Raw genomic sequence first — 25449 nt, forward strand, 5'->3', positions numbered from 1 at the left:
ATTAGCAAATGACTACCAAGGAAGTGTTTCGCCATTTGAATGCCAAAAGCCACCACTGTTTTGAAGGTTAAGTTCATCTATGCGTTTAGTTAAGCGCTCTGCCGCTTGCTCTGGTGAAATATCGCCAGCAAAATTAACCATTTGAGTTTGTACAAAGCCTGGATGAAATAATCCCACTGCAATTTTTTTACCTTTAAGTTCATGCGCTAAACTCACCGATGCTGCATTTAACGCCGCTTTAGACATACGGTAGCCAATGTAGCCACCAGAACCATTATCTGCAATAGAGCCCATACGGCTGGTGATCATCGCCACTTTAGCGTCTATACCTAAACTATGGATCAATGCATGGGTAACACGGATTGGTGCCACGGCGTTCACGGCGAGCTGTTGGTTTATTGCAGCAAAATCCATATCAGCCATACTTTCGTAACTAAATACGCCCGCATTATTGATAAGTAGGTCAATTTTATAACCATGTAATTGACTTTGTAGGGCGACAATATCACCTTCATTAGCAACGTCAATATTGCTGATAATAGTTACACCAAGTGCCTTTAGTTCTTCACTTACTTGGCGAACAACAGCTGTAACATGATAGCCTGCTGCTTGGTATTGTTGACATAAATTTAAGCCTATCCCTCTATTTGCGCCTGTAATAACCACGTGCTTAGTCATAAATTAGTCCCAGAAAATAATGATAATGATGAACTTGGGGCAAACAAAAATAAAAAAAGCGCCGCAGCGCTTATTTGGATAAATTTATAAAAAATCATGCTCAAATTAGCCGCATTTAACGTCACCCATTGCTGAAGTCATGATTGAAAATACCGCACCTTGCGGATCAGTGATTACACTGAAACGACCAACTTCAGGAACATCTGTAGGTGGCACACACACTTCGCCACCGAGTTGCTGTGCTTTGCTAGCAGACTCATCGCAATCTGCAACGGCTAAATAAATCATCCAATGTGCAGGGATGTCTTCAGGCCACTCTTGGGTCATTTGAATCATACCTGCAACCGGCTCGCCGGCTACTTTAAACAAAGTGTAGTCCATACCTTCCATTGGCTTAATTTCACTTTCCCAACCTAATAACTGACAGTAAAAGTCACCGCTTTTTGCACTATCTCGACTTGCTAACTCATGCCAATAAGGTGTGTTTAGCTCACCTAAGCGCTGACACCCTTTATGTTGCTTACCTTGCCACAATGCAAATAGAGCGCCGCCGGGCTCATTGAGTAAAACCATTCGCCCAGCATCCATTACATCATGTGGGCCTGCAATAACTTCAGCGCCAAGTTGCTTGGCTTTTTCAGCTACACTATCAATGTCTTCAACCGCAATATAAGCTAACCAATGACTGGGGATACCAGAACTTTTTTGATCATCAGGCATTTGGTACATTGCTGCAATATCATCGCCTTGCTTTTGCAACATGGTGTAATATAAATCATCACCAATTGGCTGATCGTCGCTATCCCAGTTAAATAACTCAGTGTAAAAACGCTTACCTTCCGCCCAATTGTGCGTGCATAACTCTGACCAGCAAAACACGCCGTGAGGGTGATTTTTGTTGTGTGTGCTCATGGTTCACTCATAGTTTGATGTTGATACTTTAAAGTTAATGGATGAACACATTTTTTGCCAGTTTTAATCCTCCTAATTGGTTGGCTTAATGGTGGCTATGGTGATGCCCACCTTTGAGTGTTTTTCCGTTGGTATCATAAAAACCTGGAGCACTATGTTCGATAAAACCTAGGTTGATCATTTTAGCTAAAAACGGATCGCTTTCGTTATCACCAATATCAGCATAGTCTGTGGTTTGATAGTTATCCCAAACGGCAAACTGCTGTTGCACGGTTTGCTTATCAAAACTAACCGATTGCAAAATTATTGTTTGGCTTCCTGTCGGCTTAGTAATGTGCATTGATTCAAGTAACTTTTTGTTTACAACCCATGACACTTCTATTGTCGTATCGGCTTGTTTTAAGCTGTATTTTTGTACTTTATCGCACCCTTCTCCGCGCTCACTTTGCAGTGTCATTTTAGCCAGTAACTCATCACTGACTAATTGCTGCTTGCTACTAAAGTTCTGCTTTGCTTTTACTTCTGAGGGTTGGTATTCAATACCACGCTTATCTTGTACAAAGTAGCGAATAGGTCTAAGTTGTTGGTTACTCAACTGCTGCCAAACTTCAACTAGTTGCTCATCTTGTTGAGCCGCTTGAGAGAGTGTTCGCCACAAAGTAAATTGCTGCGTGTGGACAGCTGTGTCAACCTCATGTTGTTGGCTTACTTTATAACTCGCTTGCATATATTGGCTATCGATTGTGCATTGTGCAGCACTGGCTAATGGGCTTAATAGCGCCAAAGACAAAATTACTAATTTCACGGGGTTCTCTTTTTCAATTAGATAATGCTAATACTGTATAGCGTTGATTTGGCAGATTTATGACAAAGAGCAACTCGGGCGAGTTGCTCTTAAAGTTATTATTAGTGTCGTTTAGTTTGCTAGCTTTGCATCGGCATTTTTAACAAGGTCAGCCGCGTAGTCCATAACATGGAACAAGTAGCTTTGCTCGTTAGTACCGGTAACAAGGTGAGCACCAGGACCAATTGCATACACACCCACATCTTCACCAGCGTGAGTTTCAGAACCCAGTGGTACAGCGGCTTCTTGATGGAAGCCAGCACTTGTTGTATCTACTGCGGTTAGGTCGTAACGACCCACAGCAGGGGCTTCAAGATAAGCAGCATCAGCGTTGGTTTCGTCACCTAAATTTCTAAAACCTAGGCCATTAGCATAACCAACTGTAGTATATGGCATGCCATCTGCTGCCAGGCTTGGCTCTTCACTGCCAACTGCAACCACTTTACCTAAAATTGGATTACCGCGTTTAGGGTATCCAGCAATAGTAAATACATGGCTGTGATCTGCAGTAACAATGATTAAGGTATCTTCGATACTGGTTTTATCCATAGCTACCTGAACAGCTTTTGACAATTCAATGGTGTCATTTAACGCATTGTAAGCATTCCCTGCATGGTGCGCGTGGTCAATACGACCCGACTCCACAGTTAAGAAAAAGCCTTTGTCGTTATTGTCTAACACGTCAATAGCCTTAGCAGTCATTTCTGATAATGATGGTTCACCTGCAATGTCATTACCGCGGTCAGCTTCATATTGCATGTGAGATTCATTGAATAAACCAAATACTTGTGTCGCGGTTTCTGTGTCTAGGTTATTAAATCCAGCTTGGTCCATTACGTATTGACCGGTTGGATATTTAGCTTGCCATTCTGTGATTAGATTACGCTCATCGGTGCGGTCGCCTTCGACGGCACTTACAGCATCTGCTGAGTTAAACGCTGCATCTTTAGGTAAAAAATGACGACGACCACCACCCATTACAACCTCAAGGCCGTCTACATCAACACCTGCAAAACGTGCTTCTAAGTTTGCTTCAAAGTTAACAAGCTGCGAAGCGATGTCTTCACATCCACCTGTTACGGCATCTTCAGGCATATCGGATACATCTTCCCAGTTACGGTCTGCAGATTTTGCATATGTCGCTGCAGGTGTTGCATGGGTGATGCGAGCAGTCGATACTATGCCTGTTGCTAAACCATTAATTTCAGCAAGTTCAGTCGCGGTGATAAGCTCATTACCAGCAACCGTTGAACAGTCGCCGCGTTCGATGTCTTCATCAACACCGATAACGCCTACGTCTGTTTTAACACCCGACGTCATTGCTGTCATGGTACCTGCTGAATCCGGAGTTTGTGCATCTACATTATACGTTTTAGCAAAACCAGAGAACGGCATAGTATCGAAGCTTAATAGGTGCTCTTCACCCATTTTTCCTTCCTGTTGACCAGCAAGAATACGTGCTGCGGTTACCGTTGATACACCCATGCCGTCGCCAACAAACAAAATTATATTTTTTGCTTTACCTGACTCTTTGACTATCCCTGCAATGTTCTCTTGGCTAGTGGCCATTTTTACTTTTGCATCTTTAAACCATTGGTTAGTTGATAAATTAACTAGCTGCTGTGGTGTCAATGACGATGCTGGATCGTTACAGTTTAGGTTAGTCTCTAATACTTCATCAGCATCAAGCTCACCATTACGGTTAGTATCTTCACCTTCAAGCGTCTCTGTACCACCATTAACACATTGCTGTGAACCAACAGGTAAAGTGTTATTCACAACCAGAGTTTTATAATCGTTATCGTCATCATCCGAGCAGCCCGCAAGCGCGACTACAACAGCTAAAGATAATAGGTTTAATTTGTTCATGTTAGCCGCCATTATTGTTCAATTAATTCGAGTGCTTGATTAACCAAGTGGAAAATCACATTTTGCTCAACAACACCTTGAGCAAGTTGTGCGCCCGGTCCTTTTGCATGAAGTGAAATGTCTTCTCCGGCATGAGTTTCAGAACCAAGTGGTACTGTCACTTCTTGGTGGAAACCCGCTGAGTTAGTATCGATAGCCGATAAGTCTACTCGGCCAACGACAGGCGCTTCGCTATAAGCTGCATCCGCATCTGTTTCGTCACCTAAATCTCGATATCCTAAACCATTTGCGTAGCCTAAAGTGGTATATGGCATACCATCTGACGCAAGGCTTGGCTCTTCACTACCGACTGCAACGACTTTGCCTAAGATTGGATTACCACGTTTAGGATAGCCTGCGATAGTGAATACATGGCTGTGATCGGCGGTAACTAAAATAAGCGTTTCTTCTGGGTTAGTACTATCAACCGCAGCTTGAACGGCTTTAGCAAATTCAATGGTATCGTTTAATGCGTTATAAGCATTACCTGCGTGATGCGCATGGTCGATACGTCCAGATTCAACGGTTAAGAAGAAGCCTTTTTCGTTATTATCTAGAATATCGATAGCTTTTGCTGTCATTTCAGAAAGCGAGGGCTCGCCAGCGATATCGTTTTCACGGTCTGCTTCGTATTGCATATGGGATTCGTTAAACAAGGCTAAAACTTGTTTAGTATCAGCTGATATCCCTTCAAACCCTGCTTTATCCATCACATACTGGCCATCAGGGTAGTTAGCTTGCCATTCAGCCGTTAAATCACGTTCATCAGTACGGTCACCTTCAACAGAACTGACAGCATCAGTAGAGTTGAATGCCGCATCTTTTGGCAAGAAGTGGCGACGGCCACCGCCCATAATGACGTCAATCCCATCAATATCAGTGCCTAAAAAGCGAGCTTCAACATTTTTTTCAAAATTAACTAGCTGTGATGCAATATCTTCACAGCCTGCTGTAACAGCACCTTCAGGCATATCTGATACATCTTCCCAATTACGATCTGCAGATTTTGCATAAGTAGCAGCAGGCGTTGCATGAGTAATGCGCGCGGTTGATACCACACCAGTCGCTAAACCTTTAATTTCAGCAAGCTCAGTTGTAGTAATTAGCTCATTACCAAACACAGTAGTGCAGTCACCTCGTTCAATATTCTCATTTACCCCAATCACGCCTACATCTGTTTTAACACCTGATGCCATTGCCGTCATGGTGCCTGCTGAATCCGGTGTTTGCGCATCAACATTGTAAGTTTTGACTTGAGCAGAATAAGGGAACTCCTCAAAACTCAGTAAACCTTCTTCACCCAATTGGCCGTCACGTTGTCCAGCTAAGATTCGGGCAGCAGTAAGAGTAGATACCCCCATACCGTCACCCACAAACAAGATCACATTTTTAGCTTTAGTTAGTTGTTCTTCTTGAGCCTGACTTTGCTTTTGCGCAAGAGTAGCTTGAGCACTTTCGTACCATTGGCTTTGTACTTGGCTTTGCGGTAAAACACCTGCATTCACTGTTGCAGATATTGCCAATGTAAAACCAATTGCAGTCGCAATTTTATTGATTTTCATTATAAATTCCGTCTCTATGTTATTAATAGAATCGTAAACCCGATAGGGTGTGAGTTAATGTGCGAGTAAATAATAAAGAGGGTTTATGACTGTAACGGTTATTTTGAATTACAAAGAGGTTAAGAAATGATTTAAAATTTATGAAAATCAATAATTTAGATATGATATACCATCACAATATAGGTAGACGCTAATCTTGTCAAACGGATACCGATTAAGTTTATTTTAATTATAATAATCTAGTTACATAGGTAAGCGAGCACGCTCAACCACGCTGCCAGGCATTTTTTGTGCTAGCTGACTCAGTGCACGCTCTATTTTTTTATGAGTTGCTTTGTCAGCAACCATGGCATGAAACAGCCATCGGTAGGCGTCTTCATAATCTCGAGGGCTACCAAAGCCATCGTTAAATAGTTTCACTAACCTTAATTGAGCTTTTAAATTACCTTGTGCAGAGGCTTCTCGTAGGTAAGTAATCGCCATTGCTTTATCTTTTTGTACTAAACGGCCAATATCATAATAGCGACCAAGTTGCTCTAATGCCGCAGCCAAACCTTGGTTTGCAGCTTGGCGCATATAATAAACACCGAGCTCCACATTACGATCAACACACACAGCATATGCCAACATATCGCCATATAAAAACTGATAAGACGGCAGTGCCATTTTATTGGCTCTGGCTTCAATATCTTGTACCAACTGGCAATCATCTGCCTTCACGCGCGCTAAGTGAGCGTTTTTATTGATCAATGCCAACAGCTCTGTTTCAGTATACAAAGGCACAGCCGCTAAGGGCTCATCAGCTTTGACATAACTTACAGGCAGCATTGATAACACCACTAATGAAAAACAAGACAACAAACGCATTTAGGTCACTTTAAATTTAAAACCATCTTAATAAAGTTTATACAAAGATCGTTCCATATTGAAATAAAGACACAAAAAAAGCTGCACTAGGCAGCTTTTTTAGTTCTAACAGTATTTATGCAAACGGGCTGCGTAATACCATAGTTTCTACACGATCTGGGCCGGTAGAAATAATATCAACAGGTACACCTGTGATTTCTTCGATACGTTTGATGTAATCAAGCGCTGCTTGTGGTAACTGATCAACAGACGTTGCGCCGACTGTGTTTTCAGACCAACCTGGCATTTCTTCGTATACTGGTGTTACTTTCTCGTAACCTTCAGCTGCAAGCGGTGTTACGTTAGTAACAGTGCCATCTTCAAGCTTATAACCAGTACAAATCTTAAGTGTTTCTAAGCCATCAAGTACGTCTAGTTTAGTTAAGCAAAAACCAGTGATTGAGTTGATTTGAACCGCACGGCGCATAGCCACTGCATCTAACCAACCAGTACGACGTAAGCGACCAGTCGTTGCACCAAATTCATGACCCACTGTGCCTAAGTGCTTACCCACTTCATCTTGCTTTTCAACACCGTCGTAAAGCTCTGTTGGGAAAGGACCCGAGCCTACACGAGTCGTGTATGCTTTAATAATACCTAGTACGTAATCAAGGTTTAATGGACCAAAGCCTGCACCTGTAGCAACACCACCAGCGGTAGTATTAGATGAGGTTACATACGGGTAAGTACCGTGATCGATATCAAGTAATGTACCTTGTGCACCTTCAAACAAGATGTTATCGCCAGCAAGACGAGTTTGATCGAGTAATTCAGTAACATCAACAACCATCGCTTTAAGAATATCAGCAACAGCCATTGCATCATCAAAAGTCTGTTGGAAATCAACTGCATCTACTTTGTAGTAGTTAACTAATGTGAAGTTATGGTATTCCAATACTTCTTTAAGTTTTGCAGCGAATAATTCAGGGTTGAATAAATCACCAATACGTAAACCACGACGGGCTACTTTATCTTCATAAGCTGGACCAATACCACGACCAGTAGTACCGATAGCTTTATTACCACGTGCTTTTTCACGGGCTACATCTAATGCGATGTGGAAAGGCAAAATTAGCGGACATGCTTCGCTTATTAGTAAACGATCGCGTACTGGTACGCCACGTTCTTCAAGCATGCCAATCTCTTTCATAAGCGCTTCTGGTGATACAACTACACCATTACCAATCACACACTTAACATTGTCACGTAATACACCCGATGGAATAAGGTGTAAAACTGTCTTTTCACCGCCGATCACTAAAGTGTGTCCAGCATTGTGGCCACCTTGGTATCGAACTACTAAAGATGCTTTGTCTGTAAGGAGGTCAACTACCTTACCCTTACCTTCGTCACCCCATTGGGTGCCTAGTACAACAACGTTTTTACCCATTGTAAATTCACTTAGAAAAAATTAGGACGAGATTTTACCAGAAAATGAGGGCAAAGATCACCCCGTTTAGGTTATTTTTTCTGCGTGCGATAAATACATCACCCAGAATAAAAATTAACTGGTTGAATAACATTAAGTTATTCATAAAAATTCGTTTTACTAAAAGAAAAACCCTGCATACACAGGGTTTGGATTTGATCTATATGAAAAGAAAGACTACTGCGCAGCAGCCCCTTTCATATATTTAAAGAAGTCACTGTCTGGCGATAACACCATCACGTCTTGCTTGCCTTTAAAGGTCTTTTTATAAGCCTCTAATGAACGTACAAAACTAAAAAATTCAGCGTCTTTATTATAAGCATTGGCATAAATAGCAGCAGCTTGCGCGTCACCTTCACCACGTACTGAGCGTGCATTACGCTCTGCATCAGCAAGCATTACCGTGACACGACGGTCAACTTCAGCACGAATTGTTTCGGCTTTTTCTTGACCCTCAGAACGGTGCTCTTTTGCCACAGCAGTACGCTCTGCGCGCATACGTTGGTAAATTGAGTTGCTCACCTCTGATGGTAAGTTAATTTGCTTAACGCGAACATCTAGTACTTCAATGCCTAGCTCTTGCGCACTTTCAGACGCTTGAACTAACGCTTCTTCCATTAATTCACTACGCTCACCAGATACGATTTCACGAATAGTACGCGAACCAAAGTTAGTACGAAGGCCGTTATTTACTTTTTGCTTAAGCAGTGTTTCAGCGTATTGCTTGTCACCACGCGCACGTAAGTAAAACGCACTAAAGTCATTTACACGCCACTTCACGAACGAATCAACGATTAAGTCTTTTTTCTCGCTAGTAACAAAACGATCCGGCGCACCATCTAAAGTTTGAATACGCGCATCAATACGACGTACTTGGCTAAAGAAAGGTACTTTAAACTGTAACCCTGGGTTATACACAATCGCTTTATCATCACTGTCTTTTTGTACTTTGCTAAAAAGCATTACGATTGCTTTTTGCCCTTCAGGCACCACAAATACTGACGAAAATGACAATACAACGGCAGCTAATAATAGAACTAAACTAAAGTTTTTCATTACGCTTATCTCCCGTCGTTAAAGCGATCAGCTGCAAAGCGGTCTGAACTTGAGTTCACAGTGCTATTGCGCGATGTGTTTATTTTGTTACGTAAGTCATTTATATCACTTGAACTTGGTAACGCTACGCGTGTAGCAGTACCTTGTTTTTCCATGATTTTATCAAGAGGTAAATACATCATGTTATTACCGCCTTTGACATCTACTAACACCTTAGAACTGCTACCTAGCACTTCTTGCATAGTATCTATGTATAAACGTTCACGCGTTACTCTTTTAGCTGCTTGATATTCTGGTAATAGTTTCTCAAAACGAGCTACTTCACCTTGCGCTTCTAAAATAATACGTTCGCCATAACCTTCAGCTTCTTGCGTCATACGTGTTACTTGACCACGAGCACGCGGTTCAATTTCACGGGCATACGCTTCTGCTTCACGAATAAAACGCTCTTCATCTTCTTGTGCAGCAATAGCATCATCAAATGCATCTTTAACTTCAGCCGGAGGACGAGAATCTTTAAAGTTCACGTCAGTTACAATTAAACCTAGGTTATAAGGTTCGATTATTTGATTCAGTTCATCCCATGTATTTTGACGAACTTCTTCACGACCACGCGTAAGTACTTGATCCATTTTAGAATGACCAACAACATAACGTAAAGCACTATCAAGCGCTTGTTGTAAGCTGTGATCTGCATCTGTTACGCTAAACTTGTAAAGGTGCGGGTCAATAACACGATATTGCACTTCAAACTCAACGCTTACTACGTTTTCGTCTTCAGTTAGCATAAAGCCTGATGCAGGTAGTGAACGTACCGCTTCAATATCAACTGGAATAACCGTTTCAATAAAGGTCATTTTCCAACGTAGACCTGGATCTGCAATGCGGTCATATTTACCAAACTGTAAAACAATACCACGCTCGGCTTCTTTAACAGTGTAGATACCACTTAATGCCCATACAATTACAGCAATGATAAGCACGAACGAAAGCCCTGCTCCACCAAGTCCGCCACCATCTTTGCCGGATTTATTACCGCCAAATAAGCCGCCAAACTTACTGCTGAACTTACGCAGCACCTCGTCTAAATCAGGTGGGCCTTGATCACGTCCGCCTTTTTTGTTCCACGGATCTTTATCATTGCCATTATTACCCGGTTCATTCCAGGCCATAGCTATACTCCATTGTTATCTAAATAATTTAGGTAATTGTGTTAAATCTACCAAATATAAGGCCATTCTCATACTAAAAACGACAATGTGTAGTAGATTTTTACTTTCATAAAATAAATGAGTCGATTTCTGGGCCAAATTCTTTCTTTAATTTGTTCCATTCAACCATTGGCATACGTGTGGTTAATAGCCACTGCCCTTGTTCATCAAAGTCTTCTTCATGCACTGCATTTAAGTTAAATAGCGCGGCGCGTAAACGCCCATACTGCGGTGCAAGTTTAAGTGTGTGTACGAACATTTTCTTCGCCAGTAACTCACTAATGGCTTCTGACAATAACTCACAGCCTGCTCCACTATGTGCAGACAGCCAAACTCTAATTGGTACACCTTCGTCATCACGATCTATACGCGGTGAAACGTCTTCAAGTGCATCAATTTTATTATAAACCAGTAATTGCGGTACTTCATCGGCTTCAATTTCTTTTAGCACCGATTGTACCTGTTCTATATTCTCTTTGCGACGCCCATCAGCTACATCGACTACATGTAGCTGTAAATCTGCTTCACGGGTTTCCGTTAATGTCGCTTTGAATGCGGCAACTAAGTCATGGGGTAAATGACGAATAAAGCCAACCGTATCGGCTAATATTACCGAGCCAACATCACCAATTTCGAGCTTACGAAGAGTGGGGTCGAGTGTTGCAAACAACTGATCGGCCGCATAAACATCTGAATTAGTAATACGATTAAATAACGTAGATTTACCCGCATTGGTATAACCCACTAACGATACGGTCGGTATTTCGTTACGATTACGCGCGCGGCGGCCTTGCTCACGTTGCACTGCCACTTTTTGTAAACGCGCACGAATACTTTGAATACGCACTCGCAGTAAACGTCTATCGGTTTCGAGCTGAGTTTCACCAGGACCACGTAATCCTATACCGCCTTTTTGGCGCTCAAGGTGAGTCCAACCTCGGATCAATCGGGTCGACATATGACGCAGTTGCGCCAGCTCAACTTGCAATTTACCCTCATGGGTACGTGCGCGTTGGGCAAATATGTCTAAAATAAGGGTCGTTCTATCAAGTACACGACATTGGCAAACGCGTTCTAAATTGCGCTCTTGTGATGGCCTGAGTTGATGGTTGAATATGACGACATCTGCATTGTGGATTTTGACAATCTCAGCAATTTCTTCTGCTTTACCGCTACCGACGAATAGTTTCGGATGTGGTGCTTGACGGCTGCCTTGCACAACCGCCAAACTGCTAACACCAGCAGAAGATACTAACATTTCCAGTTCATGAAGATCTTCACGATCTCCTTCTTGAGGAAAGTCAATATGGACTAAGACTGCCTGTTCGCCGGCTTTATAACGGTCAAACAAGCATTACGCTCCTAATTTAAAAATTTCCAGGTTCAGCCTGCTCTTCACCTTCTTCACTTCCTTGAACACCTTGGAAGTTTACTGCACGAGCAGGAACTACTGTAGAAATTGCATGTTTGTACACCATTTGATTAACGGTGTTTTCTAGTAAAATTACAAATTGGTCAAATGACTGAATCTTACCTTGTAGCTTGATGCCATTTACCAAAAAGATTGATACTGGAATACGCTCACGACGTAGCGCATTCAAAAATGGGTCTTGTAACGATTGGCCTTTTGCCATGTTATTATCCTTCGTTCTAGGTGTTATTATAATTAAGTGGCTGAACTCATTTAACAAAGCTAAAAAATATTCAACTACTACTAGCTTAGCGAACTTACAACACGTTGCAAGTTTTCTTCATCACCCGTAGTTAACCAAGTTACATCGGGCCAGCTTCTCAACCACGTCAATTGACGCTTTGCAAGTTGTCGAGTTGCTGCAATACCGCGAAACACCATGTCATCATAGTCAGTTTCGCCAGCAATGTAATCCCACATTTGTCTATAACCTACACAACGAATAGAAGGTAAGTTTGGGTGTAAATCCTTACGTTGATATAGGGATGAAACTTCTTTTTCAAACCCCTCATCAAGCATTATTTTAAATCTTTGTGCAATACGTTCATGCAAATCAGCCCGATCATCCGGTGCGATAGCAAATTGATGGAACGTATAGGGTAAACTTGGCTGCTTACTTTTTTGCAGCTCCGTCATGGTTTTACCAGTTAAACGATAGACTTCTAAGGCACGGTTAATGCGCTGAGAATCGTTTTCGCTCATTTTTTCTGCCGCTTGTGGGTCTACTTCTGCAAGCTCTTTATAGAGTGCAGGCCAACCATGTTCATTTGCCTGTGCTTCAAGCTCAGCACGTACCTTAGGGCAAGCTTCAGGAAGCGGCGATAAACCATCTATTAGCGATTTAAAATACATCATAGTACCGCCTACTAGCACCGGCACTTTACCTTGTTTATGAAATTGATCAATTTTTTCAATCGCATCACGACGAAAATCTGCCACAGAGTAACTTTGGGCAGGGTCAATAATATCAATTAGGTGGTGTGGTGCTAAAGCCAGCTCTTGCGCATTTGGCTTAGCCGTACCAATGTCCATATCTTTATACACTAAGGCTGAATCGACGCTGATTATTTCGGTATTTAAATGCTGACAAAGCTCAATAGCCAGTGCAGTTTTTCCTGCAGCCGTTGGACCCATTAAAAATATGACCGGTAAATTACTCAACGCGTTAACCCTAATCTAACTGTGATAAATAGTGATGTAAGTCTATTTTAACCGCTTTTGTCCGTAAACGTTGAATTGTTTGCGGATTATTTTTCATTTGTTGTAACTCGCCTGCAAATGCTTGGCTGGCAAAATAGCGCTCGGGTACATTGCACTGCTGCCAATTAAGCCATTCTTCTATGTTATCGAACTGCTGTTTACTTGCCTCTAGTAGGATATCAATGGCCTGGCTTACATCTAATAAATACAGGCTATGCGGCAACTTTTTCACCATGACAAATTGCTTTTCTATATTTAGCTCAAAACCCAGTAAAGTAAACCACGATTGCTGCTCAGTTAATCTTTGCTGATCCTCTTTACTAATATTGACTCGCACAGGAAGTAATAAAGCCTTGCCTTCAAGGCTTGCTTGTTCAGTAATTTGCTGTTGCCAATAATCAGCTAAAGCATACTTAAAATGAGAGCAATAAAGTTGCTGCTGCTCAGAGAAAACACAACTACCATCTTCTTGCACTATTAGTGAGGTCGTATTAGTGCTGTACTCAGGCGCTGACACTGGCGTTTGCTGTACAGGTGAGGCAGTCACACTGTCAAAATGTGCGGCATGTTGTTCACTCACGCCTTGGTAAAATGCGTTCACATCATGATGCGAGGTTTTACTTTCTCTTTGTCCAGAGAAGCCACTCGCAGCAGAGCCAGCACGCGATGAACCGCCCGAATAGCCCCCTGATTGACTCGGTTGCAAAGGCGTTTTTGGGTAATCAAATACATCTGCCTGCTCAACTGGCGGCGCACTTGAAAAGCGCTCAATTGATTGAGCTGGTTGCGATACGTGTGGCGCAACAAAATCATTTTGCAAAGGCACAACCACTTGCTTTATCGCTTGTAAAATAAAGTCATGTACTAAGCGCCCTTGATGAAAGCGTACTTCATGTTTTGCCGGGTGCACATTGACATCCACTTGGCGTGGATCAATATCAATATAAATCACAAAACCAGGTAACTCTTCTTGCCCTGCGACTTCTTCAAATGCTTGGCGAATGGCATGTAAAATCAGTTTATCGCGCATCATACGATTATTTACATAAGTGTATTGCGTGGTATTGCTTGAACCTACAGGTAATACCCAACCATGTAACTGTAATCCTGTATCACCGGATTTAATATACAAGCCTTGCTCAGCAAATGCCTTGCCAGCAACTTGCGCTACGCGTGTAATTGCTTGTGTGGGATCTGTTTTGGCACGATATTGGCGCACAACTTTGTCATTATGAGTTAGCGTAATCGACACATCAAAGCGACTTAAAGCAATCCGCTTAATGAGCTCATCAATATGATTAAACTCAGTTTTTTCGGTACGTAAAAACTTACGCCGCGCAGGTGTATTAAAAAATAAGTCTTTCACTTCAATGGTGGTGCCATCAGGGTGAGCGGTAGGTTTTACTTGTACCGCCATATCACGACCCTCAGCAAACGCCTGCCATGCAGCCTCTTGCTCTTTAGTTTTAGAGCTAAGGGTTAACCGAGATACCGAGCTAATTGACGCTAACGCTTCGCCGCGAAAGCCCAGTGAACAAATGTTCTCTAAGTCATCGAGGGATTTTAGTTTGCTGGTCGCATGGCGTGACAGTGCCAGTGTTAGCTCATCTTTATTAATACCTGAACCATTGTCACGAATACGAATAAGCTTATGGCCACCGCGTTCAATATCTATTTGAATACGATTAGCCCCCGCATCTAAACTGTTCTCTACCAACTCTTTTACAACAGACGCAGGGCGCTCGACCACTTCACCCGCAGCAATTTGGTTAGCTAATCGCGCGGGTAATATTTCAATATTCATACTCATCCTAACGATGTTAACTTTGCGGGATATCTAGCTCTTGGCCGATAAATAAAGTATTAGATTTGAGTTTATTAACGCGCTTTAACTGCGTTACAGACACCCCATAACGGCTAGCTAATAAACTTAATGACTCACCGGGTCTCACTTTATGCTTTGTAGGGTATTGTGATTTTAATGATGCAAATAACGAGTCATCCGGTGGATTTTTTAAATAATAACTCTTAATCGAGGTAAATATTGCTTTTGCTAGCTTCTCTTGGTGATTAGCACTTTTAAGGAGTCGCTCTTCCTGTGGGTTAGAAATAAACCCCGTTTCAACTAAGATTGATGGAATATCCGGAGATTTCAACACTGCTAGGCTGGCTGCTTGCGGCTCTTTCTTATGTAACTTGGCCACTTTTTTAAGCTCTTGCACCATTTCTTCGGCCACGTTAAAACCGGTCTTCATGGAGTGATCCATCGACATATCAAGCAGTGCTTGAGCTAGGTATTTCTCGCTGGCTGTGTCTTTTATCACACCAGCGGCACCACCAAGTAACTCTGAGTGCTTTTCTTTATCTTCGATCCATTTACCAATTTCAGAATTGGCACGGCGTAACGAGAGCACCCACACTGATGCCCCATTAGGGCCAGGGCTGGTAAAGGCATCCGCATGGATAGAAACAAAAAAGTCTGCTTTTTTCTCACGGGCTCGGCTGGTACGCGTATTGAGATTTACAAAGTAATCACTACGGCGGATCATTCGCGAAATCATACCGCGCTCAGCATCTATCATGCGTTCTAAACGTTTTGCAATTTGTAAGGTTATGGTTTTTTCATAAGTACCTGATGGCCCAATGGAGCCAGGATCTTCACCACCATGGCCGGCATCAATCGCAATCACAATGTCGCGCTGCTTACTTAGTTCACGTTTTTTTACCGCAGCATTACTGCTTTGCGCCACAGGCTTTGCTTGTTCTTTGTCGTAAAGGTCGACCACTAAACGGTTTTTATATGGCCCAGTTGGGGCTAAAGCAAATAATACTGGTTTAACAGCCCCGGTTAACTCAAATACAAACCGTACGCCTTTACTATTTTTAGCTTTGGAGTAGCGCAGTTTACTGACAATTTGATGTTTTTTAGGAATGCTAGGCAGGTCTTTAATCTTATTAGTATTTTCTAAATCAACCACGAGACGTAATGGATTCTTCAGCATAAAGTAGCTAAAGTCTGGTTTGTCAGCTAAATCAAAAACAACACGAGTGCTATCAGGCGACGGCCACACACGCACACTGTTAATCGTGTTTTGTGCAACAACGCTTTGGCTTATTGCAAATAACAAACAAGCACACACCCACTTAATAACTACTCGACTCATCTGATCCATTACACCTTTAATTATTATTTTTAATCTCGAGTTAACTGCTCTACAACTGCCTTGCCACGTTGACTCACGCTGCAAATTTCGATTTCACGGGCCTCACCAACATAGCGCATAGTAATGTCTAAGTCAGGAACAGGTATAAACTCTCCGCCTTTCTCTGGCCACTCAACAACACAAATAGCATCATCTGAAAAGTAATCGCGGATACCCATATATTCTAGCTCTTCAGGGTCACCTAGCCGATATAAATCAAAATGATAGACATTGGCTGCTGCTAATTCGTAAGGTTCGACTAATGTATAGGTCGGACTCTTAACCTTACCTTGATGACCAAACCCTTGCACTATACCGCGAGTTAATGTGGTTTTTCCGGCACCTAAATCACCATGTAAATATATTACCGCGCCTTGCTCAGTTAAAGTTGCAAGCTTATTACCCATTGCGACCGTTGCTGCTTCATCAGCGAGTTGAAAACCAACACTCTGGGCCATTATTACCTCATGAAAAACAAATAAATCATTACTGTATTAATCATACCAGATTATTTTTGTATCGCGAATACAGAGCCACAGTTCGTTAGAGCTAAAAAAACCGGCAAAGTTGCCGGTTTTTTAAATTATTAGCTTTATAAGTGCTTATAAACCTAATTTCTTCTCAAGATAGTGGATATTAGTTCCACCATTTTGGAAGTTCTCATCTGCCAAGATTTTCTTATGCAGTGGCGTATTCGTTTTAATGCCGTCAATTACTAACTCATTCAATGCATTACGTGCACGTGCAATCGCTACATCACGATTTTCACCATAAGTAATGAGTTTGCCAATCATTGAGTCATAATGTGGTGGCACACTATAATCAGCATAAATATGGCTATCCCAACGAATACCTAAACCACCAGCAGGGTGGAAACGGGTAATTTTACCCGGTGAAGGAATAAACGTTTCAGGATCTTCTGCATTGATACGGCATTCAATAGCGTGACCACGAATTACTACATCATCTTGCGTGAATGACAGCGGTTGACCAGCAGCAATTTTTAACTGCTCTTTAATTAAATCAACGCCACTGACCATTTCAGTTACAGGGTGCTCAACCTGAATACGGGTATTCATCTCGATGAAATAGAACTCGCCGTTTTCATATAAGAACTCAAACGTACCTGCACCGCGATAACCAATTTCGATGCATGCACGCGTACAACGTTCACCAATGAACTTACGTACTTCAGCAGTGATACCTGGCGCTGGCGCTTCTTCAACTACTTTTTGATGACGACGCTGCATTGAACAGTCACGCTCACCTAAGTGAACCGCATTACCTTGGCCATCTGCAAGTACTTGGATTTCGATATGGCGTGGGTTTTCAAGGAATTTTTCCATGTAAACCATGCTATTACCGAAGAACTGTTTTGCTTCTTGCTGAGTAAGTGCGATTGAATCGATAAGCTCTGATTCATTACGTACAACACGCATACCACGACCACCGCCGCCACCAGCCGCTTTGATGATTACCGGGTAACCGATACGCTTAGCGATTTGCATATTGCGTTCTTTGTCATCTGATACTGGACCGTCAGAACCTGGAACACACGGTACACCCGCTTTACGCATAGCGCTGATTGCAGATACTTTATCGCCCATTAAGCGAATGGTATCGCCCTTAGGACCAATAAATACAAAACCGCTTTGCTCAACTTGGTCAGCAAAATCTGCATTTTCAGCAAGGAAGCCGTAACCAGGGTGAATCGCAACTGCGTCTGTTACTTCAGCAGCCGCAATAATACGCGGAATATCTAAGTAACTTTCAGTGGCTGAAGGTCTACCGATACAGATGGTTTCATCTGCTAATAATACGTGCTTAAGATCGCGATCCGCCGTTGAATGCACAGCAACCGTTTTGATCCCAAGCTCTTTGCAGGCGCGCAATATACGAAGTGCAATTTCACCCCGATTTGCAATGACTACTTTATCTAACATGAGAGTTGGCCTCTAAGGTTGCGCTATTATTCAATGATGAATAAAGGTTGATCAAATTCTACTGGCTCACCATTTTCAACTAAAATAGCTTTCACTGTACCAGCTTTATCTGCTTCAATTTGGTTCATCATCTTCATCGCTTCGATGATACAAAGTGTGTCGCCTACTTTAACTTGCGTGCCTACTTCTACGTATGCCGGCGCTTCAGGAGAAGCCGCTGCATAGAAAGACCCTACCATTGGCGATAATACTTGATGACCTGTTGGTGCTGCTGGCGCTGCTGCTTCAGCGGCTGCAACTGGAGCCGCAGGTGCTGGCGCCGCTGCTGGAGCTGGTGCGTACTGAGGAGCATATTGTGGAGCGTAAGCAGGGCCAGCGCTCATGTTATTACGGTTAATACGTACTGACTCTTCACCTTCAGTGATTTCTAATTCAGCAATACCTGATTCTTCTACTAGTTCAATTAGTTTTTTGATCTTGCGAATATCCATGAACGACCCGCCTTCTAGTTTGTGTGTTTAAAATTAATTTGAGTTTTGCAACCGGTTAACAGCAGCTTCTAACGCTGCACGGTAACCCATTGCACCTAATCCACATATCACGCCTTGCGCCACATCAGAAAAATACGAATGATGGCGAAACGCTTCCCGTGCATGCACATTGGTTAAATGCACTTCATAAAACGGGATATCAACACTCAGTAATGCATCACGTAAAGCCACGCTTGTATGCGTAAATGCAGCTGGGTTAATAATGATGTAATCAATAGCCTGCCATGCACTGTGTATGTGCTCAATTAAAGCTTGCTCACTATTACTTTGAAAATGCGTTAACTCAACATCTAGACCATGGGCTGCACTGGTTAGTTCGCTCATAATCTCAGCCAGGGTTTGCGAACCATATTTCTCTGGTTCTCGCTTACCAAGCATATTCAAGTTGGGGCCATTTATAACTAAAAGCTTAAATTTTGCAGCCATAATACGCGATAATCCTATAAATAATGAGTTAAGCCGTTTTGATTAGAAATCCCACCACAACGTAGGGGATAAAATCTAAAATAGCAAGTATTTCTCACGTTGACCACCTATTATAGCTAGTTCGATGTAAATAGCAGCAAAATACTGGTCTAATGACTATAGAGTGGCGCAAAGTTGCGAGGATAAAGGCGGGAGCTAAAAATAGCTTATTATAAAAAGTGGTTTAGCCACAATTTAATTCATATCTAAATCAAATTGTGGCTAAAATTTACTTATACTGGTTTTGTATTCGCTTATTGGCGAACTTTAGCTAAATGCTGAGAAAAATCGTCAGCATTTAAAAAACCGGTAACACGTTGAGCTGCTAATTCTTCACCTTGAGTGTTGAAAAACAGAATGCTTGGTAAACCAAATACCGTGTACTCTTCCATCACTTCGATGGTGGTTTCGTCACTCTCTGTCAAATCAATTTTAAGTAACTCAAAGTGAGCAAACTCATCTTGAACGCTCGGCTTTGGAAAGGTGTATTTTTCAAACTCTTTACAGGCAACACACCACTCGGCATACAAATCAACCATTACCATGCGGCCTTCATCGTTTGCTTTATTTATCGCTTGCTTAAGCTCGGCTAAATTAGCTACTAGTTTAAACTTATGGGTTTGCGACTGCTCAGCACTCACCCCAACTGTATTCGTCACTGGCCAAATATAGTTTTTAGTTAAACTTGCACCTGTAAGCACCAATAAGGTTGCAACAAACCACAGTGCCGTTTTTAACTTGCCTTGGCTTTGGCCACTTTGCCAATGGTGTAAATAAAGCGCCGTTGCTAATGCTAACAAACCCGCCATTAATAGTATGATGTCAAAATCTACAATACGCTCTAGCAGTATTAGCGGCACGACTAGCATAATAAAACCAAATAAGGTTTTAACTTGTTCCATCCAACCACCCGCTTTTGGCAGTAACTTTCCGCCAGAAGTACCTAATAGTAATAATGGTATGCCCATACCAAGACTTAAAACATAAAGAGTTAAGCCTCCAACTAAGTAATCGCCGCTTTGCGCAACAAATAATAAAGCAGCAGATAATGGTGCCGTGGTGCAAGGGGAAGCAATTAAACCCGACAACACCCCCATCAAAAATACACCAATATAATTGCCGCCTTTTTGATTATTACTCACTTGTGTGAGCTTATTCATCATGCCACTAGGTAGTTTTATTTCGTACCAACCAAACATCGACATGGCTAACAACACGAATAATAAACTAAAGCTGATCAAAACATATGGGTGCTGTAAGTAGCCCTGCACTTGCCCACCTAACGATGCAACCACTAAACCCAGTGCCGCATAGGTGACTGCCATACCTTGAATATAAACAAACGATAAAGCAAAAGCTTTTTTGGTTGATAGGTTTTTTTGACCGGCAATTAAACTCGATAGAATAGGAAACATAGGAAATACACACGGTGTAAAGGCAAGGCCTATTCCTACTAAAAAGAAAATAACTAAATTAGCCAATAAACCTTGTGATGCCAATTTTTCGGTAAAATTTTGTTCTGTTTCTGCTGGCTCACTTTGCTTAGGAGCCGTGTTAGCGGACTTTATAACCTCACTATTGAGTGCAGCAAATGCACTAGCAGTATCTGTGGTGGTGTTTTGCTCAGGAGTTTGGCCTGCAATCACACTTAATGGAATGGTAATTATTTCTGGCGGATAACACAATCCTGCTTCGGCGCAGCCTTGGTAACGAACTTTAACGACTCCTTGTTGCGCTACATTACTTAATTTACTTACCACGCTAAATGAATCGAAGAAGACTTCCGTTTTACCAAAGAATTCATCTTCAATCACTACCCCTTCACCTAACTCTGGGACTTTGATATCAGCATCTTTAGCAATGATCTCGAGCTTTTTTTTATAAAGATAATAACCAGGGGCGATATCCCAGCCAATAAATAAAGTACCGCCTTGCTGATCAAAATCAAAACTAAAGGCTTGATCAACCGGTAAAAAAGTTTGCTCTGCTGGCTGTAATAAATCATTCAATAAACTGTTATTTGCTTGTGCAGGAAAAAGCCAAAGCGCAGATAGCAATAAAAGAAGAAACCGCATTAATTAAGTACCTCATCCATCCAATTAAAATAGGCTAAATTGCCCGTTGATACATCCACTACTTGAATTTCTGGAACCTCATAACTATGTAATTGCTTAATAGTTTGGATAACTAGGTTCATTTTTTCAGACTTAGTTTTAATAAGCAGCTTGCATTCTGTGGCCTGCGTTACTTCACCTTCCCACATATAAACCGACTCTACATTAGGAAGAATACTGACACATGCAGCCAGTTTTTGGCTGACCAATTGTTCAGCCATTGCACGCGCTTCACTTGCATTTGCGCAAGTGGTAAAAACAAGTCGAAAATGAGTCGTCATCATATTGAACCTTTAGTTGTTTGTTCTGCCCAACTCATAGTAGCTGATAGCTAAACTAAAGTGTAGCCATATGCATGACTGCACTACTATTGAAAAAAGACCTGATAGCCCATATTTATATTTCATCACGATGTTACGTGAGCACTATTTAGAGAGCTTTATGTTTAGATTTTTATTTTTGTTATTTATTCTCGTGCCGATCATTGAAATCGCGCTGCTAATTCAAGTAGCCGATGTTATTGGTGGCTTTGCAACAATTGCACTGGTTATTTTAACCGCTATTTTTGGTGCAAAACTGGTTAGACAGCAAGGTATGGGCGCACTACAAAATGTGCAAAGCCAGATGGCTCAAGGGCAAATGCCAGCCAAAGAATTATTTACCGGGTTATGTGTCATTATCGCCGGTATCTTATTACTAACCCCAGGCATTATGACTGATGTATTTGGCTTTTTACTACTCACTCCAGCGATTCGCAATAAGTTAGCCGCAGGTCTTGCGAGCCAAGCAACTGTTCGTATGAGTGCAGGTATGCAACAAGGTCCATCACCATTTACACAACAGACTCAGCAAGAGCCTGAACCGCGTAAAATGAGCGAGCCAACTACGATTGATGGTGAATACGAGAGAAAAGATTAAAATTTTTATTTTTTTCTCTTGGATTTTTCCGCATTACCCCCATTACTGAGTACAACTAATCCACGGCAATTAAATCAAACTATTTAATTGCCTTGGTACACACAAAACTTTTTTCTGTCCTGTTCAGAAACTGTTAGGAGAACTAAACAAATGAACATTCGTCCTTTACATGATCGCGTGATCGTTAAGCGTCTAGAAGAAGAAACCAAGTCTGCTGGCGGTATTGTATTAACTGGCTCTGCTGCTGAGAAATCAACGCGCGGAGAAGTTGTCGCTGTTGGTAATGGCCGTACTCTAGATAACGGTGATGTGAGAGCATTAGAAGTTAAAGTCGGTGACACTGTGTTATTCGGCTCATATGTTGAAAAAGCTGAAAAGATCGAAGGTGAAGAATACCTGATCATGCGTGAAGACAACATTTTAGGCATTGTAGGCTAAACCTACTTTTCGTTTAACAAACATTTAAGAATTTAGAGGAAAAAATCATGGCAGCAAAAGAAGTACTTTTTGCAAGTGACGCACGCGCTAAAATGCTAGCTGGCGTAAACATCTTAGCAAACGCAGTTCGTGTAACTTTAGGCCCTAAAGGTCGTAACGTAGTATTAGACAAATCATTTGGTGCTCCAGTGATCACTAAAGATGGTGTATCAGTGGCAAAAGAGATCGAACTTGAAGACAAGTTTGAAAACATGGGCGCACAAATGGTGAAAGAAGTTGCATCTAAAGCAAATGATGCAGCCGGTGACGGTACAACTACAGCCACTGTTTTAGCACAATCTATTGTAAATGAAGGCCTAAAAGCAGTTGCTGCTGGCATGAACCCAATGGATCTTAAGCGCGGTATTGATAAAGCAATTATCGCCGCTGTTGCTGAGCTTAAAGAACTTTCAGTTCCTTGTGCTGATACTAAAGCGATTGCTCAAGTTGGTACTATTTCAGCTAACTCTGATAAAGAGATTGGCGACATCATCGCAGAAGCGATGGAAAAAGTAGGCCGTAACACTGGTGTTATCACTGTTGAAGAAGGTCAATCACTTGAAAACGAACTTGATGTTGTAGAAGGCATGCAGTTTGACCGTGGTTACCTATCTCCGTATTTCATCAACAACGCTGAAAAAGGCGCGGTTGAGCTAGATAACCCATTCATTCTACTTGTAGATAAAAAAGTATCTAACATCCGTGAGTTACTACCTACATTAGAAGCCGTTGCTAAAGCAAGCAAGCCACTACTTATCATTGCTGAAGACCTTGAAGGTGAAGCACTAGCAACACTAGTAGTAAACAACATGCGCGGTATCGTTAAAGTATCAGCTGTGAAAGCACCTGGTTTTGGCGACCGTCGTAAAGCAATGCTACAAGATATCGCAGTGTTAACTGGCGGTACTGTTATCTCTGAAGAAATCGGCCTTGAGCTTGAAAAAGCAACAATCGAAGACTTAGGTACAGCTAAACGCGTAGTAATCACTAAAGATGATACAACGATCATCGACGGTGCTGGCGAAGAAGATGGCATCAACGGTCGTGTTTCACAAATCAAAGCACAAATCGAAGAAGCAACGTCTGACTACGACAAAGAGAAACTACAAGAGCGTATGGCAAAACTTGCCGGCGGTGTTGCAGTAATCAAAGTTGGCGCAGCCACTGAAATCGAAATGAAAGAGAAAAAAGACCGCGTTGAAGATGCACTTCATGCAACTCGCGCAGCGGTTGAAGAAGGCGTAGTACCGGGTGGTGGTGTTGCACTAGTTCGTGCTGCGAGTAAACTAGCTGCACTAGTAGGCGACAATGAAGACCAAAGCCACGGTATCAAAGTAGCACTACGTGCTATGGAAGCACCACTTCGTCAAATCGTGACTAACGCAGGTGACGAAGCGTCTGTAGTAATTAACGCAGTTAAAGGCGGCGAAGGTAATTACGGTTACAATGCAGCATCTGGCGAATACAACGACATGCTTGAAATGGGTATCCTAGATCCAACTAAAGTAACGCGCTCTGCACTACAATTTGCAGGTTCGATTGCGGGTCTTATGATCACCACTGAAGCCATGGTTGCTGAAATCCCAAAAGATGAGCCAGCTGGTGCCCCTGATATGGGTGGCATGGGCGGAATGGGTGGTATGGGCGGCATGATGTAAGAATCGCCCTGCCTCCATGGTCATTATAAATCAATGACTTAAAAGCATATCGAAACCAACTGTGGTACGTTTTGTGTCACGGTTGGTTTCACACTTTTCCCTTAATCTTTTTCTACGATATTCCATCAGCTCACCAATAGCTACCCCTTATCTTCATCTTATCTAATACGCTCTGTATGGCTCCCTACGATCACGTAGTGTGGACATAAGCAAATATCTTACTGTGTCTTAAAGTCTTCTCACAGAATATCTCACGCTCTCCTATGAGTGCAGGGGGGAGGGGGCGAGGTACTACCCTTTCTATGCGATTGCGTCGTTCCATGACTTTAAAAAAACATGGTCCAATCAATTCCCCACTTTTATTCCCTGACTACCAGTAGAGGTCCTCTCTACGTCTTTCATTCAATTCCATAACATCACACAAGGAGTACCCTTATGCCTAAACCCAAGAAATCCATAGCTGAACTTAAAGCCACTGGTAGCTATAGACCTAATAAACATGGTCGTGCTGAAGATATGCCAGACCTCCCCGTAGAAGCTCCACGAATGCCCCACTTCGTCTCAGTAGATGCGTCAGAGTATTTCAACGAGATAGTAGCTCTGGGTGTCAATATGAGCATTGTGACCAAAGCAGACTCTCTTATTATTGGTCTACTGGCCTCAGAGATAGCTGAGTGGGTCGAGCTTGATGCTTACGTTAAGACAGAGGGCTTCATGGTTAAGCTCCCTACTGCTACAGGCTTCATGCAGACCACAGTTAATCCCAAGATAAGAGTCCGTGACGATAAGCTTAAGGTCATCCTCAAGATGCTTGGTGAGCTTGGTATGTCTCCAGCGGCTCGTTCAAAGGTCACCGTTAACCAGAAAGACAAGGACCAAAAGAGCGCCTTAGGGGAGTTCCTAGCGGCTGCAACCAAACGAATGAATGCCTAACCTTTCTCAA

Annotated in this window: 24 protein-coding genes; 4 read left to right on the forward strand and 20 right to left on the reverse strand. The window is 42.2% G+C overall.

Annotation, left to right across the window (positions count from 1 at the left end; genetic code table 11):
- Positions 1-12: 12 nt before the first annotated feature.
- From B5G52_RS11010 to cutA, 20 genes are all read right to left on the reverse strand, one after another.
- The gene (locus B5G52_RS11010; protein ID WP_087532696.1) at positions 13-678 is read right to left on the reverse strand and encodes an SDR family oxidoreductase; all 666 of its coding nucleotides are present in this window, start codon (positions 676-678) and stop codon (positions 13-15) included.
- Positions 679-783: 105 nt separating this feature from the next.
- Positions 784-1590 (reverse strand): VOC family protein, encoded by an 807-nt coding sequence (locus B5G52_RS11015; RefSeq protein ID WP_087532697.1) that lies wholly within the window; start codon positions 1588-1590, stop codon positions 784-786.
- 85 nt (positions 1591-1675) lie between these two features.
- Positions 1676-2395, reverse strand: coding sequence for a hypothetical protein (locus tag B5G52_RS11020; protein WP_087532698.1), 720 nt, complete (start codon positions 2393-2395; stop codon positions 1676-1678).
- A gap of 111 nt (positions 2396-2506) precedes the next feature.
- Positions 2507-4303 (reverse strand): alkaline phosphatase, encoded by a 1797-nt coding sequence (locus tag B5G52_RS11025; RefSeq protein WP_087532793.1) that lies wholly within the window; start codon positions 4301-4303, stop codon positions 2507-2509.
- 11 nt (positions 4304-4314) lie between these two features.
- Positions 4315-5904 carry an alkaline phosphatase gene (locus B5G52_RS11030; protein ID WP_087532699.1) on the reverse strand — a complete coding sequence of 530 codons (1590 nt, stop codon included), beginning with the start codon at positions 5902-5904 and terminating at the stop codon, positions 4315-4317.
- A gap of 243 nt (positions 5905-6147) precedes the next feature.
- The gene (locus tag B5G52_RS11035; protein WP_087532700.1) at positions 6148-6771 is read right to left on the reverse strand and encodes a tetratricopeptide repeat protein; all 624 of its coding nucleotides are present in this window, start codon (positions 6769-6771) and stop codon (positions 6148-6150) included.
- A gap of 115 nt (positions 6772-6886) precedes the next feature.
- Positions 6887-8200 carry an adenylosuccinate synthase gene (locus B5G52_RS11040; RefSeq protein WP_087532701.1) on the reverse strand — a complete coding sequence of 438 codons (1314 nt, stop codon included), beginning with the start codon at positions 8198-8200 and terminating at the stop codon, positions 6887-6889.
- Positions 8201-8416: 216 nt separating this feature from the next.
- On the reverse strand, positions 8417-9295 hold the full coding sequence (gene hflC / locus B5G52_RS11045; protein WP_087532702.1) for a protease modulator HflC: 879 nt from the start codon (positions 9293-9295) through the stop codon (positions 8417-8419).
- A 5-nt stretch (positions 9296-9300) separates the two neighbouring features.
- A complete protein-coding gene (gene hflK / locus B5G52_RS11050; RefSeq protein WP_087532703.1) occupies positions 9301-10467 on the reverse strand; it encodes an FtsH protease activity modulator HflK in 1167 nt (388 codons plus the stop codon).
- Positions 10468-10573: 106 nt separating this feature from the next.
- The gene (gene hflX, locus B5G52_RS11055; protein WP_087532704.1) at positions 10574-11857 is read right to left on the reverse strand and encodes a ribosome rescue GTPase HflX; all 1284 of its coding nucleotides are present in this window, start codon (positions 11855-11857) and stop codon (positions 10574-10576) included.
- Between the two features lie 16 nt (positions 11858-11873).
- Positions 11874-12140, reverse strand: a complete 267-nt coding sequence (hfq, locus tag B5G52_RS11060) for an RNA chaperone Hfq (protein ID WP_087532705.1) — start codon at positions 12138-12140, stop codon at positions 11874-11876.
- Positions 12141-12220: 80 nt separating this feature from the next.
- On the reverse strand, positions 12221-13138 hold the full coding sequence (gene miaA, locus B5G52_RS11065; protein ID WP_087532706.1) for a tRNA (adenosine(37)-N6)-dimethylallyltransferase MiaA: 918 nt from the start codon (positions 13136-13138) through the stop codon (positions 12221-12223).
- Positions 13139-13148: 10 nt separating this feature from the next.
- Positions 13149-14981 (reverse strand): DNA mismatch repair endonuclease MutL, encoded by a 1833-nt coding sequence (gene mutL, locus B5G52_RS11070; RefSeq protein WP_087532707.1) that lies wholly within the window; start codon positions 14979-14981, stop codon positions 13149-13151.
- Positions 14982-14997: 16 nt separating this feature from the next.
- On the reverse strand, positions 14998-16341 hold the full coding sequence (locus tag B5G52_RS11075; RefSeq protein ID WP_087532708.1) for an N-acetylmuramoyl-L-alanine amidase: 1344 nt from the start codon (positions 16339-16341) through the stop codon (positions 14998-15000).
- A 29-nt stretch (positions 16342-16370) separates the two neighbouring features.
- The gene (tsaE, locus tag B5G52_RS11080) at positions 16371-16838 is read right to left on the reverse strand and encodes a tRNA (adenosine(37)-N6)-threonylcarbamoyltransferase complex ATPase subunit type 1 TsaE (RefSeq protein ID WP_087532709.1); all 468 of its coding nucleotides are present in this window, start codon (positions 16836-16838) and stop codon (positions 16371-16373) included.
- A 144-nt stretch (positions 16839-16982) separates the two neighbouring features.
- Complete coding sequence (gene accC, locus B5G52_RS11085) at positions 16983-18323, reverse strand: acetyl-CoA carboxylase biotin carboxylase subunit (RefSeq protein WP_087532710.1); 1341 nt, start codon at positions 18321-18323, stop codon at positions 16983-16985.
- A 26-nt stretch (positions 18324-18349) separates the two neighbouring features.
- On the reverse strand, positions 18350-18814 hold the full coding sequence (gene accB, locus B5G52_RS11090) for an acetyl-CoA carboxylase biotin carboxyl carrier protein (protein WP_087532711.1): 465 nt from the start codon (positions 18812-18814) through the stop codon (positions 18350-18352).
- 33 nt (positions 18815-18847) lie between these two features.
- Positions 18848-19300, reverse strand: a complete 453-nt coding sequence (gene aroQ / locus B5G52_RS11095; protein WP_087532712.1) for a type II 3-dehydroquinate dehydratase — start codon at positions 19298-19300, stop codon at positions 18848-18850.
- Positions 19301-19593: 293 nt separating this feature from the next.
- Complete coding sequence (locus tag B5G52_RS11100; protein ID WP_087532713.1) at positions 19594-21414, reverse strand: protein-disulfide reductase DsbD; 1821 nt, start codon at positions 21412-21414, stop codon at positions 19594-19596.
- Positions 21414-21734 (reverse strand): divalent-cation tolerance protein CutA, encoded by a 321-nt coding sequence (gene cutA, locus B5G52_RS11105; RefSeq protein ID WP_087532714.1) that lies wholly within the window; start codon positions 21732-21734, stop codon positions 21414-21416. The genes B5G52_RS11100 and cutA overlap by 1 nt, the downstream gene beginning before the upstream one ends.
- A gap of 160 nt (positions 21735-21894) precedes the next feature.
- Here cutA and B5G52_RS11110 point away from each other — a divergent pair, with 160 nt between their 5' ends.
- From B5G52_RS11110 to B5G52_RS11125, 4 genes are all read left to right on the forward strand, one after another.
- A complete protein-coding gene (locus tag B5G52_RS11110) occupies positions 21895-22371 on the forward strand; it encodes an FxsA family protein (RefSeq protein WP_087532794.1) in 477 nt (158 codons plus the stop codon).
- Between the two features lie 150 nt (positions 22372-22521).
- Positions 22522-22809 carry a co-chaperone GroES gene (locus B5G52_RS11115; protein ID WP_087532715.1) on the forward strand — a complete coding sequence of 96 codons (288 nt, stop codon included), beginning with the start codon at positions 22522-22524 and terminating at the stop codon, positions 22807-22809.
- Between the two features lie 47 nt (positions 22810-22856).
- Complete coding sequence (gene groL, locus B5G52_RS11120) at positions 22857-24506, forward strand: chaperonin GroEL (RefSeq protein ID WP_087532716.1); 1650 nt, start codon at positions 22857-22859, stop codon at positions 24504-24506.
- A gap of 435 nt (positions 24507-24941) precedes the next feature.
- Complete coding sequence (locus B5G52_RS11125) at positions 24942-25439, forward strand: phage terminase small subunit P27 family (RefSeq protein WP_087532717.1); 498 nt, start codon at positions 24942-24944, stop codon at positions 25437-25439.
- The last annotated feature ends 10 nt before the right edge of the window (positions 25440-25449 follow it).

Origin of the sequence: Pseudoalteromonas sp. A601, assembly GCF_002165575.1 — a bacterium.
Taxonomy (GTDB): Bacteria; Pseudomonadota; Gammaproteobacteria; order Enterobacterales; family Alteromonadaceae; genus Pseudoalteromonas.

Excerpts from the sequence above, each read along its gene's own strand:
- B5G52_RS11010 (WP_087532696.1), bottom strand. The coding sequence starts at position 678 with ATGACTAAGCACGTGGTTATTACAGGCGCAAATAGAGGGATAGGCTTA.
- B5G52_RS11015 (WP_087532697.1), bottom strand. The coding sequence starts at position 1,590 with ATGAGCACACACAACAAAAATCACCCTCACGGCGTGTTTTGCTGGTCA.
- B5G52_RS11025 (WP_087532793.1), bottom strand. The coding sequence starts at position 4,303 with ATGAACAAATTAAACCTATTATCTTTAGCTGTTGTAGTCGCGCTTGCG.
- B5G52_RS11030 (WP_087532699.1), bottom strand. The coding sequence starts at position 5,904 with ATGAAAATCAATAAAATTGCGACTGCAATTGGTTTTACATTGGCAATA.
- B5G52_RS11035 (WP_087532700.1), bottom strand. The coding sequence starts at position 6,771 with ATGCGTTTGTTGTCTTGTTTTTCATTAGTGGTGTTATCAATGCTGCCT.
- B5G52_RS11040 (WP_087532701.1), bottom strand. The coding sequence starts at position 8,200 with ATGGGTAAAAACGTTGTTGTACTAGGCACCCAATGGGGTGACGAAGGT.
- hflC (WP_087532702.1), bottom strand. The coding sequence starts at position 9,295 with ATGAAAAACTTTAGTTTAGTTCTATTATTAGCTGCCGTTGTATTGTCA.
- hflK (WP_087532703.1), bottom strand. The coding sequence starts at position 10,467 with ATGGCCTGGAATGAACCGGGTAATAATGGCAATGATAAAGATCCGTGG.
- hfq (WP_087532705.1), bottom strand. The coding sequence starts at position 12,140 with ATGGCAAAAGGCCAATCGTTACAAGACCCATTTTTGAATGCGCTACGT.
- mutL (WP_087532707.1), bottom strand. The coding sequence starts at position 14,981 with ATGAATATTGAAATATTACCCGCGCGATTAGCTAACCAAATTGCTGCG.
- B5G52_RS11075 (WP_087532708.1), bottom strand. The coding sequence starts at position 16,341 with ATGAGTCGAGTAGTTATTAAGTGGGTGTGTGCTTGTTTGTTATTTGCA.
- tsaE (WP_087532709.1), bottom strand. The coding sequence starts at position 16,838 with ATGGCCCAGAGTGTTGGTTTTCAACTCGCTGATGAAGCAGCAACGGTC.
- accC (WP_087532710.1), bottom strand. The coding sequence starts at position 18,323 with ATGTTAGATAAAGTAGTCATTGCAAATCGGGGTGAAATTGCACTTCGT.
- accB (WP_087532711.1), bottom strand. The coding sequence starts at position 18,814 with ATGGATATTCGCAAGATCAAAAAACTAATTGAACTAGTAGAAGAATCA.
- aroQ (WP_087532712.1), bottom strand. The coding sequence starts at position 19,300 with ATGGCTGCAAAATTTAAGCTTTTAGTTATAAATGGCCCCAACTTGAAT.
- B5G52_RS11100 (WP_087532713.1), bottom strand. The coding sequence starts at position 21,414 with ATGCGGTTTCTTCTTTTATTGCTATCTGCGCTTTGGCTTTTTCCTGCA.
- cutA (WP_087532714.1), bottom strand. The coding sequence starts at position 21,734 with ATGACGACTCATTTTCGACTTGTTTTTACCACTTGCGCAAATGCAAGT.
- B5G52_RS11110 (WP_087532794.1), top strand. The coding sequence starts at position 21,895 with ATGTTTAGATTTTTATTTTTGTTATTTATTCTCGTGCCGATCATTGAA.
- B5G52_RS11115 (WP_087532715.1), top strand. The coding sequence starts at position 22,522 with ATGAACATTCGTCCTTTACATGATCGCGTGATCGTTAAGCGTCTAGAA.
- groL (WP_087532716.1), top strand. The coding sequence starts at position 22,857 with ATGGCAGCAAAAGAAGTACTTTTTGCAAGTGACGCACGCGCTAAAATG.
- B5G52_RS11125 (WP_087532717.1), top strand. The coding sequence starts at position 24,942 with ATGCCTAAACCCAAGAAATCCATAGCTGAACTTAAAGCCACTGGTAGC.